Origin of the sequence: Flavobacterium sp. NRK1 (genome assembly GCF_024054175.1) — a bacterium.
Classification (GTDB): domain Bacteria; phylum Bacteroidota; class Bacteroidia; order Flavobacteriales; family Flavobacteriaceae; genus Flavobacterium.
Genome location: NZ_JAMXLA010000001.1, coordinates 1 through 19,079, shown reverse-complemented (window position 1 = coordinate 19,079; position 19,079 = coordinate 1). Strand labels below are relative to the sequence as shown.

Here is a 19,079-nt window from a genome sequence, read left to right as displayed (position 1 = left end):
TAGCAGACAATATGTCTTAAAAGTGTCATTATGAGTATATTTGGTAACCTTTTTGGCGATTCTAACAATAAAGATAATTCATCTTCAGGTATAGATTGGAATAATTTAACAGAACTAAAACAATTGGATACAATTGCTGAAGAATCTTTTAAAATGCCTGTTATTATTTTTAAGCACAGCACCCGTTGCAGCATAAGCCGCATGGCACTAAAAAACTTTGAACGGGAGTATAGCATTGAAGTTGAAAGTGCTAAACCTTACTTTCTTGACCTTTTAGAGCACAGGGATATTTCTAATGAAATAGCCGAACGTTTTAACGTTCAGCATCAATCACCTCAATTAATAATTATTAAAGAAGGAAAAGCTGTTTATAATGCATCGCATAGCGATATTGATGCAGAAGATGTAAAATATAAACTTTAATATTAATGAGTATTAAAGGAAAATTTTCTTCTGATAAGGATAGCAAAAACCATTCGGTAGAAGTAACAGCATGGAATGATCTGACCAGTTTAAATGAATTGGACGAAATCATTCAGGAATCAGAACTTATTACTATAATAGTATTTAAACACAGCACCCGTTGCGATATGAGCAGTGCTATGCTAAAAAGATTTGAGCAGGATTATAATTTAAACGCTGATAGTGCTAAGCCTTATTTTCTTGATGTTATAGCAGACAGGGAAGTATCAAACGAAATTGCATTGCGCTTTGAGGTTATACATCAGTCTCCACAAATAATTGTTATTAAAAAGGGGAGGGCTGTTTATTCTGCATCACATGGAGATATTCTCGTGAAAGATATTTTGGTTTTTATCTAAGCTAACCAAATCTGTTATAAAAATTAAACGCCCCAATCGGGGCGTTTAATTTTTATATTATTTCTTAGTGAAAGGCGGCAGAAGTTTACTGCATACCTCACCAAATCCAATTCTTACATCATCATTCTGACAGTAACCTCTCATAATAACAGTGTCGTTATCATTAATAAATTTACGCTCGCTGCCATCCTTCATTTTTATAGGGTTTTTACCACCCCAGCTTAGTTCAAGCATAGAGCCGAAACTGTCAGAAGTAGGGCCCGATATTGTTCCGCTTCCCATAAGGTCGCCACTGTTTACACGGCAGCCATTTACAGTATGGTGTGCAAGTTGCTGTGCCATGCTCCAGTACATGTATTTAAAGTTTGAGTTAGAAACTACAGTTTCTTCTGCACCTTCCGGCTCAATAGCTACCTGTAGTTTAATATCAAATGCATGAGCGCCTTCCTGTCTAAGGTATTCAAGTGGCTGGGGGTCATTTTGTGATGGCCCTTCAGTACGGAAAGGTTCAAGCGCATCCATAGTTACGATCCACGGAGATACGGATGAAGCAAAGTTTTTAGCAAGGAATGGGCCTAGCGGTACATATTCCCATTTTTGTATATCGCGCGCGCTCCAGTCATTAAATAATACCATTCCGAATATATGTTCTTCTGCATCTTCCACTGCAATAGATTCACCCATTATATTAGCATCCGTAGTAATAAAAGCCATTTCAAGCTCAAAATCTACCAGTTTAGAAGGGCCAAAAACAGGCTGTGTTTCACCATTTGGCAATGTTTGTCCCATTGGGCGGTGTACAGGAATTCCTGATGGCACAATTGTAGATGATCTTCCGTGATAACCTACAGGCAGGTGAAGCCAGTTAGGCAGCAAAGCATTTTCCGGATCGCGGAACATAATCCCTACATTAGTAGCGTGCTCACGGCTTGAGTAGAAGTCGGTATAATCGCCAATAAGAACAGGAAGCTGCATTTCAACATCATCAATATTAAAAATAACAATAGCTTTATGTGCTTCATTATCTCTTAGCTTAGAGTTATCTGCATCAAAAAGTTCAGCTATGCGGTTACGTACCAGCCGCCATGTTTTTTTACCATCAGATATAAAGTCATTCAGGGTATCCTGCATAAACATATCATCAGTAAGTTCTATGCCTTCAAAGTAATTTAACTGCTGAAGAGCACCAAGATCTATGGCATAGTCGCCAATTCTTGTTCCTATAGTAACAACATCATCTTTGGTTATAAAAACGCCAAAAGGAATATTTTGTATAGGGAAATCACTGTCTTTCTCTACATTAAGCCAGGATTTTCTTGAAGGATCATTTGCTGTAATAGGCATATTTTGTTGTGTTTTTTTATTGTTTTGAATCGTCAAATATAGTTTAGTCATTCGTTATGCCAAACGTTTTTCGTACTTTTGACGGCAAATTAACGAAAAATTATAAAATGCAACGCGACGAACAAATTTTCGACCTTATTCTTGAGGAACAAGACAGGCAAATTCACGGTTTGGAACTTATTGCATCAGAAAACTTTGTGAGCGACCAGGTTATGGAAGCTGCAGGTTCTGTGCTTACTAACAAATATGCTGAGGGATACCCTGGCAGAAGGTACTACGGAGGATGTGAAGTAGTTGATGTGATAGAACAAATTGCCATAGACAGGGCAAAAGCACTTTTTGGTGCTGAATATGCTAACGTACAGCCACACTCAGGCTCTCAGGCTAATGCTTCTGTTTTTCATGCTTTCCTTAAGCCGGGTGATAAAATTTTAGGTTTTGACCTTTCTCATGGCGGGCACTTGACACATGGTTCTCCTGTAAACTTTTCAGGAAGATTATATGTTCCTGTATTTTATGGTGTTGAAAAAGAAACCGGGCGTTTAGATTATGATAAAATTCAGGAAATAGCTACTAAAGAGCAGCCAAAGCTTATTATTGCCGGTGCTTCAGCTTATTCCCGTGATATGGATTTTGAGCGTTTCAGAAAAATTGCTGACAGTGTAGGTGCTTTCCTTTTTGCTGATATCTCTCACCCTGCTGGGCTTATAGCTAAGGGGCTTATGAATGATCCAATTCCTCACTGCCATGTTGTTACTACAACTACACATAAAACCCTTAGAGGGCCAAGAGGCGGTCTTATCCTTATGGGTAAAGATTTTGAAAATCCGTTTGGGCTTAAAACCCCAAAAGGCGAAACAAGAATGATGTCGTCTATTCTTGATGGAGCTGTTTTTCCTGGTAATCAGGGTGGCCCGTTAGAGCATATCATTGCAGCTAAAGCTGTCGCTTTCGGAGAAGCTTTATCTGATGAATTCTTTACCTATGCTATGCAGATCCGTAAAAACGCACAGGCTATGTCTGACGCTTTTGTAAAACGCGGCTATGATATTATTTCCGGAGGTACAGACAACCATATGATGCTAATTGACCTTAGAAATAAAAATATTTCCGGAAAAGAAGCAGAAAATGCTCTTGTAAAAGCTGAAATTACAGTTAACAAGAATATGGTTCCGTTTGATGATAAATCACCGTTTGTAACTTCAGGTATCCGTGTAGGTACTGCTGCAATTACAACACGCGGTCTTGTAGAAGCTGATATGGAAACTATAGTTGATATGATTGACCGTGTTATAATGAACCATACCAATGAAGAGGTTCTTGAACAGGTTGCTGATGAGGTTAATGAAATGATGAGTGAAAGACCGATATTTGTGTTCTAACATTTATTTTTAAACATATTCAAATCCCTTTCGTTTATGCGGAAGGGATTTTTTGTTTTGTTAAAAAGCTTTTAATGCGGATATGCTTTTTTTAATTTTAGGATTCACCTAAAAACCATTAATTATGAAAAATATTTATATGATAGTATTATTGCTGGCAGGAGTATTTTGTAATGCCCAGACTTTCGGGGCAACCGGATTAGATGTTAAGGGTAACTATAATGCTTCTGCTCCCGTAACAGGACAGTGGTTAAGGCTGGGAAAATCTAACAATGTAACTATGGTGTTCCCGCAAACACCAAACGGAATAAGTGCAGCTACTACATTGGTACAGGGCATGTTGTTTGAGAACGGATTATCGTTTGATAAACCTGATATTTTCAGGAGTATTAATAGTAATGATGTTTCTAATAACAATAATAATGCAAATGAGGATATTTTAAATTCTTCTATACTCAAAAATAAATCTAAAATAAATCTGGCCTGGAATGCAAACGACGGTTCTGTTCTTCAATTGCTTCTTTCAAAGAATACTTATGAGGTTATAGTTATTAATGCTTATAAGTAAATTTTTTTTACGAAAAGATAGACTTTTTAATAGTTGTTATATATAAATAACTAATATTGTATATATATAACCAACTATATTATGAAAAAACTTTACTTTTTATTTTTTCTTTTTTCGTCAATATTTGCTAATGCACAGGCACCTTTTATTACTACATGGGAATTTAATGATGATGATTTGGAATTATATACCCCTTTAGAAATCAACAGTACCACAAATTATACTATTGATTTTGGAGATGGAACTATATTAACAGATCAAACACAAATTATCTCACATATCTATAGTAATCCAGGTATATATACTGTTATAATATCAGGTAATTTTAATAGGATAGTTGTTTCCCAACCTGATAAAGGAAACATAAAAACGGTAGAACAATGGGGAGATACTGTTTGGACCAACATGTATCGTGCATTTGAGGATTGCTCTAACTTAACACTAAATGCTAGCGATGTACCTGACTTAAGCCAGACAACAAACTTAACAGAAATGTTTAAGGGTGCCAGTGCAATAAATCAGCCTATAAATAATTGGGATGTTTCAAATATAACGACAATGAGGGCCATGTTTCAAGGGGCATCATCATTCAACCAGCCTCTTAATAACTGGGATGTATCTGGTGTTACCGATATGTCCAATATGTTTAATGATGCTGTTGCATTTAATCAACCAATTAATAACTGGGATGTATCAGGTGTTACGAATATGTCCAATATGTTTAATGGTGCGAGTGTATTTAATCAACCACTTAATAACTGGAATACATCTAATGTAATTTATATGTCAGGATTATTTCGCGCAGCTTATACTTTCAACCAGTCACTGAATAACTGGGATGTATCCAATTGCATAAGTATGGAAAGTATGTTCAGTTGGGCCTCTGCTTTTGATCAGCCCCTGAATAACTGGAATGTATCTGCTGTAATTTGGATGGGGAGTATGTTTAATGCCACCGATGCATTTAATCAGCCACTTAATAATTGGGAGGGTATTAATGTTACCGACATGTCCTACATGTTCAGGGATGCAGTTTCGTTTAATCAACCTATAAATGAGTGGAATGTAGCAAATGTTACTAATATGCGTGAGATGTTTTATAACACAAAATCGTTTAATCAGCCATTGAATAACTGGGATGTTTCAAGTGTTACTAATATGAACTCCATGTTTTATGGCGCTGAAGCATTTAATCAACCACTAGGGAACTGGGATGTTTCCAAAGTAAAAAACATGGCCTACATGTTTGCATATAATGTTGTATTCAATGGAGAAATTGGATCGTGGAATGTTAATAGTGTAAATACGATGCAAAATATGTTTTCCGGAGCAGCCACATTCAATCAAGTCATAAACGATTGGGATGTTTCTGGAGTTAATGATGTGTCTAATATGTTTACCGATGCAGTCTCGTTTAATCAGCCTCTGAATAATTGGAATTTATCTTCTACAGCTGCAATTTATGGTATGTTCTACAATGCTGCTGCTTTTAATCAGAATATTTCTACATGGAATTTTGGAAATTTTAATTTTCAGAATTTCTTAGACCATTGCGGCCTAGATACCGATAATTACGATTCACTCCTAAATAAATTGGTGGAAGTGGGAATAGAAGGCAAATGGTTAGGTGCAGAAGGATTGAAGTACTGTGACACCGCAGTACGGGATTATTTGGTTAACGAAATGCAATGGACTATTCAGGGAGATAGTTTAGGAGAAGAATGTTCTAATAATTATTTGGCTGGCAATTTAACCTTTGATCAGGATAATAACGGCTGTACAAGCGAAGATATTAAAGTTAGTAATTTTTTAATTACAGCTAATAGTGGTACGTTCTCTTATTCATCATCTACCAATGAAGGAAACTATAATCTGGGACTTCTGGAAGGCACATATACAATAGGATTACTTAATGTGCCGAATTACTACACCATTACCCCTGCGACTTCCGAAATTACCATTGAAGGATCAGGAAACACTGAAACCCTCAATTTCTGCTTTACCGCTAATGAAACAATAAATGATCTTAATATTACCTTACTGCCACTAGCGGAGGCACGCCCAGGTTTTGAAACAGATTATCAGCTCGTTGTTCAGAATATGGGAACACAAAATGTTGTTACAGCAACGGTAAATTTAAGTTTTGATGATGCATTACAAACATTTGTTAGTGCAAATCCGGCTCCTACAACAACAACTGCCAATGAGCTTACCTTTACAATTACTAATCTGGAACCATTTCAGAGGACGATAATTGATTTAAAAACAAAGTTATTTGAACCGCCTGTTGTAAATGGAAACGAAATTTCCAATTTCACGGCAACTATTACGCCAAATAACGACGATTTTACACCTGATGATAATACTTTTAATTTGGCTCAGATGATTGTTAATTCTTTTGATCCTAATGATAAACGAGTTTTACAGGGGGAAGAAATTTTTGAAAGTCAAACAGATGATTATTTAGATTATATCATCAGGTTCCAGAATACCGGTACTGCCAGTGCCATTAAAGTTAAGATTAATGATGTTCTTAGTGAAAACCTTGACTGGAATACATTCCAGATGGTAAGCTCCAGCCATAATTGCAAAGTAGAAATTAAAGAAGGCAATCAAGTTGAATTTACTTTTGATAATATCAACCTACCTAATGAAGCTGCTGACGAACCCGGAAGCCATGGTTTTATTGCTTACAAAATTAAACCGGCTGCTAATCTACAGATAGATGATGTAATAAATGGTAATGCTTCTTCCATTTATTTTGATTATAATCTGCCTATTATAACTAATGCAACTACAACCACTATAGTTGAAGATATAGAATCACTCCAAATTTCAGCTACAGTAGCTGATGTAAGTTGTAATGGGGCAAGCGATGGCAGTGTAACAATAAGCGTAACAGGTGGATCGGGAAGCTATACTTATGCTTGGTCACCATCCGGTGGTTCAGAAGCTACTGCGACAGGCCTAGCTGCCGGTAATTATGTAGTAACAGTAATAGATAGCTTTGGGAATACAGATGATATAAGTGTTATTGTTAACGAACCCGAAGCTATTAATATTACCAACCAACCCGAAGATGTTGCAGTTATAGAGGGGAGTGATACAGTGTTATCGGTCATCGCTTCAAATGTAGAACAATACCAGTGGCAGGTTACCACAGATGGAACAAATTGGGATGATATTAGCAACGGAGGAACAACACCTTCTTACACAGGAGCGACAACAGGTACAATGAGTATTACAGGGCTTCCATTAAGCTTCGATGGTTATAAATATAGAGTACGTCTTAGTAATGGCGTTAACTGTTATATGTATTCGGCTGAAGTTAATGTTGATATCAATACTGCTAGTATGGAGAATTATGATTATTTAGATATCAAGATATATCCTAATCCTTCAAAATCTCTCGTATTTGCAAATATTCCTGATGCAATAAGCTATGCGAACCTTAAAATTAGTGTGCTGGATATAAATGGAAGAACTCTATTGGAAGAACCAATTTCTGACAATTTGAAAAATGTTGATATATCTAATTTTGAATCAGGAATTTATATTTTCACTATAACTTCTGATAAATTCAGGTTTTCAAGATACATTATCAGGGAGTAATTCAATTTGTTCAAATAAAAAAATGTAAAAATAAAAAAGACCCGTGAGTGGAAGCCCCTGGGTCTTTAAACTACTAACCGTTGTAACATGGTTAATAGTGAGCTGCAAATGTATTTTATTAAAACTGTAAAGCCTAATAAAAACTACAATTATTTTATAATTAAGTCATATTTAAGTAACAGACCTTTTAACCCTACTTCCGAAAATATAGCTCTTTTAAGTTTATTTCTTTCAGGATCAATGGAAAAGTTATAGCTGGTGGTAAAATCTGCCTTATTAGCAATAGTATCAATAAATACAGCTTTGTGCAGGTTACAGTTGTCAAAAATTACTCCGGTAAGGTCAGTATTCATAAAATCGACTGCTATAAGGCTGCAGTTGCTGAATATTGTTCCTTTAATTTTTAAGGTATAAAACTTAGCATAATCTAAAATACAGTCTTTAAATTCAAACTCAAACAGTAAGGGGTCGCACATAGAAAAGTTGACACCATTAAGATCGCAATCTGTAAACAGAGCACCTCTAAAAGCTACATAATTTATTTTTGCTTCATAGAAATTACATGATATGAATGTACAATCTATAAATGCTACACCAGTGTAATTACAGGCTGAAAAATCGCAGTTATTAAATGTACACCGCTCAAAATCCTTATATATTATATCTTCAATACCAAATGTAATTTCATTAAAATTTTGTTCAATTATATAGTTGTCAGACATGCTTTTGTTTTATAAGGGGACAAATATCGGAAAAAAAGAAGCAGCCACCCGGCTGCCTGTTTTTTAATAGTATTATTTTAAAATTTAAACTGTAAAGTGGTATAAAATGTTCTTGGATCTGATGGTATAATACCCGGCCCCGGGTATCCGGTAGCCCTGCGTGTAAAATAATAATTATTTGTAAAGTTATTGATACCTGCTTCCAGCTTAAACATTTTCCATTGGTAGGATGCAGAAAAATCAGCCACATAATAAGAAGGTATTTTTCCGTAAATACCCGATGTATCATCCAGTTCTGATCCCGGATCATTTGTAGCCTCACTAAACTGAGACGATAAATGTGTTATTTGCAAACTGCATAAAAAACTTTTGTAACCAAAGCCTGTGCCTGCTTTTAAGTTAAGTAGCGGAACAAACTCTACTTCATTACCTTCTACACTGTTAATTTTTGATTTCAGATACTTAGAACCTGTAATGGCTGTATTTGTAAATATATTCCATGTAAATTCATTATTTTCAAAAAAGGTTTTACCAATATTCCAGTCTAATAGTGTTTCAAAGCCGTATGTAATGGCAGTACCAATATTCGTTCTGTTTCTTTTGTCAGTTTGAGCCACATAATATTCACCAATTTTATCATTATATAACAAGCCAAAAATACTGCTGTCAAAAGAAAGTTTGTTATTTAGTTTACCTCTTACCCCAATGTCAGAAGTAAAACCTTTTTCATCAGTTATATTCGGATCTATAATAAGAGAAGGGTTATATACAGCAATATCACTATAAGTAATAGATCTGTAGTTTTGAGATACATTGCCGTAATATTCAATGCTGGCAGAGGGTTTATAGCTTGCGCCTATGCCAAACAGGATCAGGTTACGATCTTTAACTACATTTTCATTTATTATTTCATCTAAAATTATATTCCCTGCCTGATCAACATTTGTTTTTCGGGTATATCCTTCAGCTTCTGTACGTATTTTTTCAATTCTTACTCCGGGTGTTAAGGTAAATGAGGGTGATAGCCTAAACATATTTTCGGCAAACAGAGCGAAATTAAGGTTAGGGTAGGTGTAGTTTAACTGGTTAGGATAATTAGGAAACTCATCATTATAAAATTTAAAATCAGCACCACTTCCTGAACTTCCTGCTCCCTGCACAGCGGTATTACGAGCCTGATAGTATTTGGCCCCTATTAGAAATGCACTTATATTCCCTTTCAGAGTATATTGTTGTAAAAAACGTGCTTCTGCACCCCAGTTTTTAAAGTCACCTTTAAGCAGGTTTCTTTCAGAAACCCCATCATCAGGAGTTCCCGCAGCTTTCGATAGCAATCCAAGTGCCTGGCGGCTGGCATCCAGACCAAATAGCTGGAGTGAAAATCGTGCTCTTTCTGTAAATTTATGATTTAGGCGCAAAGCAAAGAGGTTCCAGTTTACATCAAACCAGTTACGTGCTCTGTTGCTTTGAAACATATCTTCATGAAAAGCTTTGTCAGTTAATCCTCCCGGCTGCTGTGCCAGATAATCAAAAAGGGTATAATCAAAATGTACCGATGTTTTAGCGGTAAACTGGTAATTAAGATTTATAAAAAAATTACGGCTATTGAAAGCAGAATTTGGTCTGAAACCGTCACCCTGCTTATAATTGAAATAAGTATAATAACTAAATTTACCTTTTGTACCGCTAAGGCTGGTAAAATTTGTAAGAAGGTTATAAGATCCTGCCGTAGTGCGGGAAAGTACTTCCATTGGTTTTACTGCCGGCGATTTCATTTTAAAGTTTACCAAACCTCCAAACTGGGTGCCATATTGCAATGCAGCCGCACCTCTTATTACCTGTATTTCTTCTAAACCTTCTACAGGTGGAGTATAATAACTTTCAGGATATCCCAAAACATCAGCGCTTATATCGTAGCCGTTCTGGCGGGTATTAAAATTGGCAGTTCTGTTGGGGTTAAGCCCACGCCCGCCAATACTCAACTGTAATCCGCCGTCAGAGTTTTCATTAATTGTAAGGCCAACTACCTGTGCATAAACCTGGCGCGCATTGTTTGTAGCTTTATTTACGGTTAGCTTTTCTATACTTATAACTTCTGATTTCCGACCTGCGTTAATAGTTGTGCCGTCAATATCTTTTAGTTTGTTAAGGGCAAAAAACTTTTCTTTCTGAATAAGAACTTCATCAAGAGCTATTACTTTTTGAAGAGTTATAGTAACAGGGGTGTCAGAAGGTGAGATGGTCTGCTCCAGTACTTCATAATCCTGAATATAAAATACTAGCGTTTGTGGTGTTGTAGCTTTAAGATTGAAAGCCCCTTTTGCATTTGCCGAAAAAGACTGCCCAGATGTTTTGTTGTAAATTTCAACATTAGGCAAAGGCTTACCCTCCGGATTAATTATTGTACCGGAAATAGTGTTTTGTGCAAAAGTTACAGTTACACTAAACAGGAGCAGGATGCTAAAGACCCCAAATTGTATTTTGGAAGGGAAGTATCCAGTCTTTGCTTTTGAATGATTCATTTTGTTCGGCTAAATTTATTTTTGGATCTATATATTGTTTGCTAAGCCTGCCATTCAAGGCTACATAGCATTGTACTCTTACTTCGGGATTAGTTACGCCTTTTTCCTGAAAATGGTCATGTAAAAAATGGGCATATTCTAAAATAAAATCAGGTTGAAAAGACATTTGTTTTTCCTGAAAGCGGGTAAGAAATTCTTCGTTGTTTACAATTATGTTTTTATGTGATTTTGCATCGGTAACTATAAACTGTGCGTAACCTGCTTTTTCCATTAGCATTACCCTCCATGAAAAGCGGAAGCCTTCTTCTGTCCAGAATAATTCTCCGGGATATAGCAAATAACGAAAAGGAAGTACTAACTGAATGAATAAAAAAGCAGAAAGTAATACCAATGTTGGTTTATAAGTTGTTTTATAACGAGGTATATAGCTTTTGGTACTGTTTAGTATTGACTGAGGTAAATGTGTTATTTTGGCTAATACTAATAAGCATTTTTTATGAAATGAACCACTAAAGAAAATAAGTGATGAAACGATCATAATATAAGGAAACATACCTATTGGAAATAGTAGGGCTGTAAGCAGGTGAAACACTACTACAAATATAAAACCTATAGCCCGTGTTCTTTTATTTATAAGTAGAAATACTATAAAAAGATCATAAGCAGCACCAAACCAGCTAAAGGTATAATGAAGCCAGCTTTTAACCATTAAAGGTCCCACTAAGGGTAAATCAGTATGCGCTGTAAGCCATATTTTTAAAGGCATTGCATTTACTAACCAGTCTGAGTTTAGTTTTGCAAGCCCGGCATAAAAATAGACTATAGCCAGTAAAAATTTTAATATATCAATAGTCCAGAGAGGTATATTTCCAAAATTTCTGTCGGGATTTTTATAAGCATCCACGGAAAAATAACTGCCTGCCGGAAGAAATATCATTACAAAAGCTATAACAGATATAAAGTAGTAATGGTTAAGATAAGTTGTCTTATCCATTAATTCTATATAGGTAAAGCTTAAAAAAAAGGTTATTGCCGCCAATCTGTATTTATAGCCTATAGCCATAAATATAGCAGCTAGTCCACAAATAATAAATAAAAGATAGGTATATGTGCCCGGGGGTTTAACCCAGCTAAAACCATAATATGTAAAATGAAAAGACGGCTGAATGTAAAATTTATCAATCCAGCCGTTCAAAGTAAATCGTATAAGGCCTAAAAGCATCATTAAACTAAACGCTATTCGGTAAAATGCAAGTGTAGCTGCATTTGTATAGGTATTTAAATATGCTTTTATGCTGGAAACCATGATTAATCGCCGTCGCCGTCTACATAATCAATTGTCATATTTAACGCCTGCATCATATCAACCTTCAGGTAAATTATATTTTGTTGCAGTGTGTTATATGAAGTCACCATTTTACTGTTATCGTTTGTGACCTGCTGAGAGAAGCTATCACTTAAAGCATTATTAGTTGTTGCAACTGTTGTAAACTGAGTGTTTATAACATCACTAAGTTTTTTGCCCTCTCTTACAGCATTTACAGCATCAAGCGCACTTTTAAGACTTGCTCCTGTTGAATTACTGTTGAAAGCTTTTCCATTAAAAAAATCTACCTCTGCCTGTATTGCTGTATTTAGCAAAGTTTTAGAAATATTATTCTTGTAATAAGCTTCCACCTTATCAGCATAAGTAATTCCGTTAGAAAAAAGTCCTGCCGGTATGCCTAGCTTGGCTGTACGAATATCTTTTTCCAGATTTTTAATAAAATTATTAGTGGTCTTATTTACAGAGCTTGTTACCGATGTACCATTATTGGCAAGGTATTGTGCTCTATAATTTGTTTTCCAGTCGCTTGTGACAGTAGCAGCAATTGTTTTAAGCTGGCTGGCTATGGCATTTAAATAGGCTGCAGCATTAGCACCTGAAAAATAGGCTATAGTTTCATTATCTGTTCCTTGTCCGTTAATTAAATAATCAATAGCAGGAAAACCCTGTTTGCTAAACTGGGCCTGTAAATTTAAATCATAAGTACCAGCTGTAATATTTGCTTCTATACCTGCAACGTCGGTAGGGTAGGTGTTGGCACTTTGTTTCAGGTAAAGGTCAGCAGCTTTTCCAAAATCGTATATAGAAATATATTGATAAGCTATATAAGCGTCCATCCAGGCTGCTCTTAATGAAGCGAGTGCGGTTTCATCCGGCGAAATTGTAAAACTATGGGTGGCATTTGCAAGGGTAGTTACTTTAGCCTGATAATTTTCATATGCAGGAATTATTAAATTATCTGCCCAGTTAGTAAGTATAGCTGTACGGTCGTACCCTTTAGTGGTTTCTGTCTCGTTATTGTCGCTGGAAGAGCACCCTACAGCAAAAGCAAAAATGCAGAATGCAATTATTATTTTTTTCATGCCTTGAAATTTGGTGCAAAAATATAAAAGTCAGATTACTTAAATGGATTTATTCTAAATAATTTTGATCTTAAAAAAAATATTGATGTATTTTCTTGTTGGAGTGATAAAAAAGTTTTTACATTTGCCTTGTTTTTAATCAATCTAAATAAAAGTGTTTTAAACATGAAAAAACTTACCCTTGGTCTTGCGTTACTTGCCACTACCGGACTTATTATAGCTTCATGCAGTAGCGATGATGACAAAAACACAAACACTAATAACGTTTCTAAAGCTGAAGTTGTTGCAAACTACGCTGATATTGTTTATCAAAATTATAAAGATGCTTACGATGATGCTGTAGAGCTTGAAACAGCAATTAACGCATTTACTGCCAATCCAACTGAGCAAGGTTTTGCAGATGCAAAAACAAAATGGAAAGAAGCCAGGGAGAGCTACGGTACTACAGAGGCATTCCGTTTTGCAAACGGGCCGATTGATGATGAAGACGGACCTGAAGGGTTAATAAACGCATGGCCTCTGGATGAAAACTATATTGATTATGTTGATAATAACGGTACAGTATTAAATGGAGGTATCATTAATGATGCTGTGTCGTTTCCGGATATAACTAAAGATCTTTTAATCAGTCTTAATGAAGATGGAGGAGAGAAAAATATTAGTACCGGTTATCATGCTATTGAGTTTTTACTTTGGGGACAGGACTTAACTGCGCCTTCTGAAAAAAAAGCAGGACTCAGAGAATATACAGATTATGTTGATGGTGGTACAGCTATGAATCAGGACAGAAGACGTGACTATCTTAATGTTGTTGCAGATTTACTTACTGATCATTTGGCATATCTTGTAGACCAGTGGAAAACTGGAGGAGAATACAGAACTATCTTTCTTGCTTTACCTGTTAATACAGCGTTACAAAATATGTATTTAGGAATAGTAACACTTTCTTATGCAGAGTTAGCTGTTGAGCGTATTGATGTTGCGCTTACAAACAAAGATCAGGAAGATGAGCATTCTTGTTTTAGCGATAATACACACAGAGATGTTGCATTAAATTTTGAAGGTGTTGCAAATGTTTATACAGGTAAATATGGCTCTGTAAGCGGCCCGTCTCTTGCAGATCTTGTTGAGCAGGCTAATCCTCAGTTCGCTGCAGATACAGAAACTGCAATAAATAAAACAAGAACGGATATTGCTGCTATGGCTATACCTTTTGATTTTGCTATTTCAGGTGGAGCAGAATCTGTTGAAGGAGCAAAAGTTAAAGCTGTTGTAAACGTTTTACGTGATGAATTAAGCGCTAATTTAATTGCAGGAGCTTCATCAATTGGAATTACGGTTTCAGGTGAGTAACTTTGCGGCTTAGAAAAAAATAAGATTTAAAAGTGCCTTTTTTACAAGGGCACTTTTTTCGGTTATAATTAAAAGATGAAAAAACTTATCTCCACACTCTTGCTGGCTTCCTTTGTAAGTATAGGATGCAGCAAAAATGATGATGATTATGTAAAACTTACTGCTGAAGACGGTGAGGAGTTTTCAGGTGGTGTTGCTACCGTAAACAATGCTACAGAAGAAGCGTTTGGTTTTGCATATAGCGGACTTACAAATGAAGAAGCTACGGATTTTGGTGTGGGTAACTCTTTTTTCAGGCAGAGTTGGGTTTCTGCGCCTTCATCAACTAAAGCACGCGATGGGTTGGGGCCTTATTATAATGCCGTAGCATGTGCAAGTTGTCACTTTAAAGACGGACGCGGAAGGCCGCCAATGTTTGATGGTGAGCTGGGTAGGGGACTATTATTAAGATTAACAGTACCTGGTACAGATGCTCATGGTGCTGCTTTAGGAGATCCTGTTTATGGGGTGCAGCTTCAGGATAATGTTATTTTGGGGCCTACTGCAAAAGGACAAATGAGTATAACTTATCAAACAATTACTGAAACGTTTGATGATGGTACTACTGTAGAATTAAAAAAGCCTGTATATACAGTAAATAATCTTGGTTACGGGCCATTGGCATCAAATGTAATGATATCACCGCGTATAGGAAGCCAGATAATAGGCTTAGGTTTACTGGAAGCAGTTCCGGAAGCTACTATTTTAGCTTTTGCCGATGAAAATGATAGTGATGGTGATGGTATTTCCGGAAGGCCAAATTATGTGTATGATATTGAAAGTAATTCTCAAAAAATGGGACGCTTTGGATGGAAAGCAAATCAGCCTAATGTTAAGCAGCAGGTAGCAGGAGCATTTTCTAATGATATGGGAATAACATCTTATCTTTTTCCAGATGAACACTGTCCTCCCGGAGTAGATTGTGGATCTTATCCCAACGGTGGATCACCTGAAATAACAAATGAAAGTTTTGACAGGGTTGTTTTATATTCAAGATCACTTTCAGTACCAATAAGACGTAATTTTAAAGATCAGGATGTTCTTAACGGTAAAAAACTTTTCAATGATATGAAATGTGCTGCTTGTCACAAACCAAAGATGGAAACAGGGAATAGTTATTTTATTTCAGGATTCCGCAATCAGACAATACGCCCTTACACAGATTTATTATTGCATGATATGGGGGAAGGGCTTGCAGATAATGCTACAGATTTTCTTGCTAACGGTAACGAATGGCGCACACCTCCCTTATGGGGTATAGGATTAATTGAAACAGTAAATAAGCATACCAATTTTCTTCATGATGGAAGAGCCCGAAATTTAACAGAAGCTATACTTTGGCACGGAGGAGAGGCACAGGCTTCTAAAAATAAGTTTAAAAAACTTTCTGCAAAAGACAGGGAAGATGTACTTAAGTTTTTGAATTCACTTTAAAAAGATATTTAAAATTAAAAGCAGCTGTATAGCTGCTTTTTTTTATGAATTGCAGGTTACAGTTTATTATATTCTTAATAATATGTGCCGTTGCCGGAGTTGTATATAAATTTAATAATTTTTGTGAGGGTAAATCTGTGCAAGGCTGTTATATGTTAAATTTAAATTGCTAATAAATACAGTATAGTAAAACGTTTTTATAAAGTTTTTTAATATTTTTTTATGATGTTAAATTTTACATGATTTAAATCTTAATAAAAATCTTTAGATTTGGGGACTTTTATATAGTTTTCCTTATAAAGGAGGTATTTTAAAGTTTAAGATTATTTTTTTTCCGGAATAAATAATTATTATTTAAAGCTGATAATATATTCATAATGAAAAAGTTGTTTAATAAGTTTAATTCAAGATCTCAAGTCTTTTTATTTTGTGTATTATTTCCCCTCGCAGGATTTGCACAGCTTACACCTACATACATAGGAAGTGCTGTTTCCACAGGTGGTAATTGTTATACAATTACAACAAATACACAATCTAATTCAGGAGCCGCATGGTATGGTAATGCTATTGATCTGTCTGAAGATTTTGATATAGTATTCAATGCTTTTTTTGGAGCAAACCCTAACGGGGCTGACGGTATTGCATTTGTGTTAAAGTCTACATCTACTGCTGAAATAGGTAATATTGGCGAGGGACTTGGTTATCAAAATATTCCGGGACAGTCATTGGCGATTGAGTTTGATACATATAGTAATACAAATCAGGGCGATCCTTCATATGATCATATTGGTGTAGAAAGTGGAGGTAGTGTTACTCATAACCTTGTTTCCCCGGTTCAGGCTTCATCAACTTCTACTAATATAAAAGATAATCAGCAGCATGAAGTAAAAATAACTTGGAGAGCCGGTACCCATACTTTAAAAGTATATTTTGATTGTGTTGAGCGTATTAATTATTCAGATCAGATAATTATTTCTGTTTTCGGAGGATATCCTACTGTATATTTTGGTTTTACTGGTTCAACAGGCGGATCTTCAAATGAACAGTCCGTTTGTTTTAAATATATTTCCTTTGTTGCTTCCGGTTTTTATGATCAGATTGTATGTAATGGTGGCAGTATTACAGATATTGATGGTACATATGTGAGTGCAGCAAGCTACCAATGGTCACCAACCACAGGAGTGAGTGATCCAACTTTACCTAATCCGGTTTTTACTCCTACGGAAACAACTACATATACACTTACTGTAACTGACAATTGCGGACAAACATTTGAACGTCAATTTACAGCTACAATAGACCAGGTTAATGTGGCAGATCCTAATGATCTTACAGTATGTGGTGATCCTGCCCAGACTTCTTTTTTCGACCTTCATGAAAATGATGCAGTTATGAAGGCAACACTCGCCGATCCCGATCAGTATGATATTGAGTATTATCATAGCCAACAGGAAATTGATGACGAATATCCTATGATTTATTATGATCAGAATGTAGGGTATGAAGGATATGATGGCGAAGTAATTTATGCAAAAGCTGTTGGTTTTTCTACTTCGTGTTATGTAGTAAAAACATTTGTTCTTCATATTAATGAATGTAACATTGATATGGAGCCACATACAGCATATGTTTGTGAGCCTGCTCCTTATGATGAGGTTGAAAATTTCGATCTTACTTCATACACAGATGAAATGACTGTTGCAGATCCTATACCTGCAGAATATGTATATACGTATTACAATAATCAGGCTGATGCAGAAGCTCCTGCAAACCCTATAGCAAATCCTTCATCATATCCAGGAACTAATGAAGTTATATGGGTAAGAATTGATGATACATCTGCTACAGATTCAACTGTATATAATGTTGCTCCGCTTACACTTGTTATAAATCCTCAGCCAGAAGTTGGAGTTTATAATGATGTAGCATCTTGTGATTCTTATACGCTTGAGCCTGCAACAACAGGTAATTATTATACAGCGGCCGGTGGAACTGGTACTATGCTTCCTGCAGGCACTGTAATTACAACAAGCCAGACAATCTATGTTTATGCAGTAACAGGCACTGTGCCTAATATTTGTACTGATGAAACCAGTTTCAATATAACTATTTTTGATAGTCCACAGGCACAGCAGATGGAAGATGTTGAAGTTTGTGATTCTTATACTCTTCCGGCCCTTTCCGAAGGTAACTACTATACCGGCCCTGGCGGTACAGGCATCCAGCTTTTTGCGGGCGATATAATAACTGCTACCCAGACGATCTATATCTATGCTGTAAGCGGGGATTCCACTACGGTATGCGAGGATGAGTCAGACTTTGTAGTTACCATCAATTACGCCCCTGCAGTTTCCCCTGCCGCGCCATTAGAGCGCTGCGCGGACAATGCCGATGAGCAGACGTATTTTGATTTAACAGTTGCCGGAGCTGAGATCTTAAACGGGCAGACAGGCCTGACGATCACCTACCATGAAACCCCTGAGGGTGCGGAGTTCGGCACAAACGAGATCCAGAACCCATCAAACTATGACAACCTTGTAAGCCCTGTGTATGCAAGTGTTATCCAGAGCGGCACTACAACCAACTGCCGCAGCGTAGTTCCTATTGAGCTTATCGTACACCCAAGGCCTGCAGTACCGGTACTGAGCGACTATGTGCTTTGCGATGACGATACGGACGGGGTGCAGGTATTTGACCTTACCACAAAAAACACAGAAGCCAATGGGGGAGACACCAGCCTTACCGTTGCCTATTACATAACTAAAGAAGATGCCCTTGCAGGTCAGGCTCCTATCAGCCCGGATACGGCCTTTAGCAATACCGTAGCCGGCACCCAGCAGATCTGGGTTGGCATAGCCACTACTTTTGGCTGC

Annotated in this window: 12 protein-coding genes and 1 pseudogene; 8 read left to right on the top strand and 5 right to left on the bottom strand. The window is 36.4% G+C overall.

Features of this window, described 5'->3' with window-relative positions; translation table 11 throughout:
- The first annotated feature begins 30 nt into the window (after window positions 1-30).
- Together ytxJ (NHE85_RS00065) and ytxJ (NHE85_RS00060) are read left to right on the top strand one after the other, a co-directional pair.
- Entirely contained in the window at window positions 31-423 is a 393-nt protein-coding gene (ytxJ, locus tag NHE85_RS00065; protein ID WP_252808519.1) for a bacillithiol system redox-active protein YtxJ, read from the top strand.
- Between the two features lie 5 nt (window positions 424-428).
- On the top strand, window positions 429-821 hold the full coding sequence (ytxJ, locus tag NHE85_RS00060) for a bacillithiol system redox-active protein YtxJ (RefSeq protein WP_252808518.1): 393 nt from the start codon (window positions 429-431) through the stop codon (window positions 819-821).
- Window positions 822-878: 57 nt separating this feature from the next.
- Here ytxJ (NHE85_RS00060) and fahA read toward each other — a convergent pair whose 3' ends face one another.
- Window positions 879-2,165: a fumarylacetoacetase gene (fahA, locus tag NHE85_RS00055; RefSeq protein ID WP_252808517.1), complete on the bottom strand. Its 1,287-nt coding sequence runs from the start codon at window positions 2,163-2,165 to the stop codon at window positions 879-881.
- A 107-nt stretch (window positions 2,166-2,272) separates the two neighbouring features.
- Between fahA and glyA the strand changes: the two genes are divergently transcribed.
- From glyA to NHE85_RS00040, 3 genes are all read left to right on the top strand, one after another.
- Window positions 2,273-3,547, top strand: a complete 1,275-nt coding sequence (gene glyA, locus NHE85_RS00050) for a serine hydroxymethyltransferase (RefSeq protein ID WP_252813261.1) — start codon at window positions 2,273-2,275, stop codon at window positions 3,545-3,547.
- A gap of 124 nt (window positions 3,548-3,671) precedes the next feature.
- Complete coding sequence (locus tag NHE85_RS00045) at window positions 3,672-4,115, top strand: hypothetical protein (RefSeq protein WP_252808516.1); 444 nt, start codon at window positions 3,672-3,674, stop codon at window positions 4,113-4,115.
- 81 nt (window positions 4,116-4,196) lie between these two features.
- Window positions 4,197-7,727 carry a BspA family leucine-rich repeat surface protein gene (locus tag NHE85_RS00040; protein ID WP_252808515.1) on the top strand — a complete coding sequence of 1,177 codons (3,531 nt, stop codon included), beginning with the start codon at window positions 4,197-4,199 and terminating at the stop codon, window positions 7,725-7,727.
- Window positions 7,728-7,876: 149 nt separating this feature from the next.
- Here the strand turns inward: NHE85_RS00040 and NHE85_RS00035 are convergent, their stop codons facing one another.
- The 4 genes from NHE85_RS00035 to NHE85_RS00020 form a co-directional block, all read right to left on the bottom strand.
- On the bottom strand, window positions 7,877-8,449 hold the full coding sequence (locus tag NHE85_RS00035; RefSeq protein ID WP_252808513.1) for a pentapeptide repeat-containing protein: 573 nt from the start codon (window positions 8,447-8,449) through the stop codon (window positions 7,877-7,879).
- Between the two features lie 77 nt (window positions 8,450-8,526).
- On the bottom strand, window positions 8,527-10,971 hold the full coding sequence (locus NHE85_RS00030) for a TonB-dependent receptor domain-containing protein (protein WP_252808512.1): 2,445 nt from the start codon (window positions 10,969-10,971) through the stop codon (window positions 8,527-8,529).
- On the bottom strand, window positions 10,910-12,277 hold the full coding sequence (locus NHE85_RS00025; protein ID WP_252808511.1) for an HTTM domain-containing protein: 1,368 nt from the start codon (window positions 12,275-12,277) through the stop codon (window positions 10,910-10,912). The genes NHE85_RS00030 and NHE85_RS00025 overlap by 62 nt, the downstream gene beginning before the upstream one ends.
- Before the next feature lie 2 nt (window positions 12,278-12,279).
- The gene (locus NHE85_RS00020) at window positions 12,280-13,380 is read right to left on the bottom strand and encodes an imelysin family protein (protein WP_252808510.1); all 1,101 of its coding nucleotides are present in this window, start codon (window positions 13,378-13,380) and stop codon (window positions 12,280-12,282) included.
- 165 nt (window positions 13,381-13,545) lie between these two features.
- On the opposite strand from NHE85_RS00020, the gene NHE85_RS00015 reads away from it, so the two are divergent.
- From NHE85_RS00015 to NHE85_RS00005, 3 genes and pseudogenes are all read left to right on the top strand, one after another.
- Window positions 13,546-14,733 carry an imelysin family protein gene (locus NHE85_RS00015; protein ID WP_252808509.1) on the top strand — a complete coding sequence of 396 codons (1,188 nt, stop codon included), beginning with the start codon at window positions 13,546-13,548 and terminating at the stop codon, window positions 14,731-14,733.
- Between the two features lie 75 nt (window positions 14,734-14,808).
- Window positions 14,809-16,206, top strand: a complete 1,398-nt coding sequence (locus NHE85_RS00010; RefSeq protein ID WP_252808508.1) for a di-heme oxidoredictase family protein — start codon at window positions 14,809-14,811, stop codon at window positions 16,204-16,206.
- 377 nt (window positions 16,207-16,583) lie between these two features.
- Window positions 16,584-19,079 (top strand): annotated as a pseudogene (locus NHE85_RS00005) (L-type lectin-domain containing protein); the annotation flags it as partial.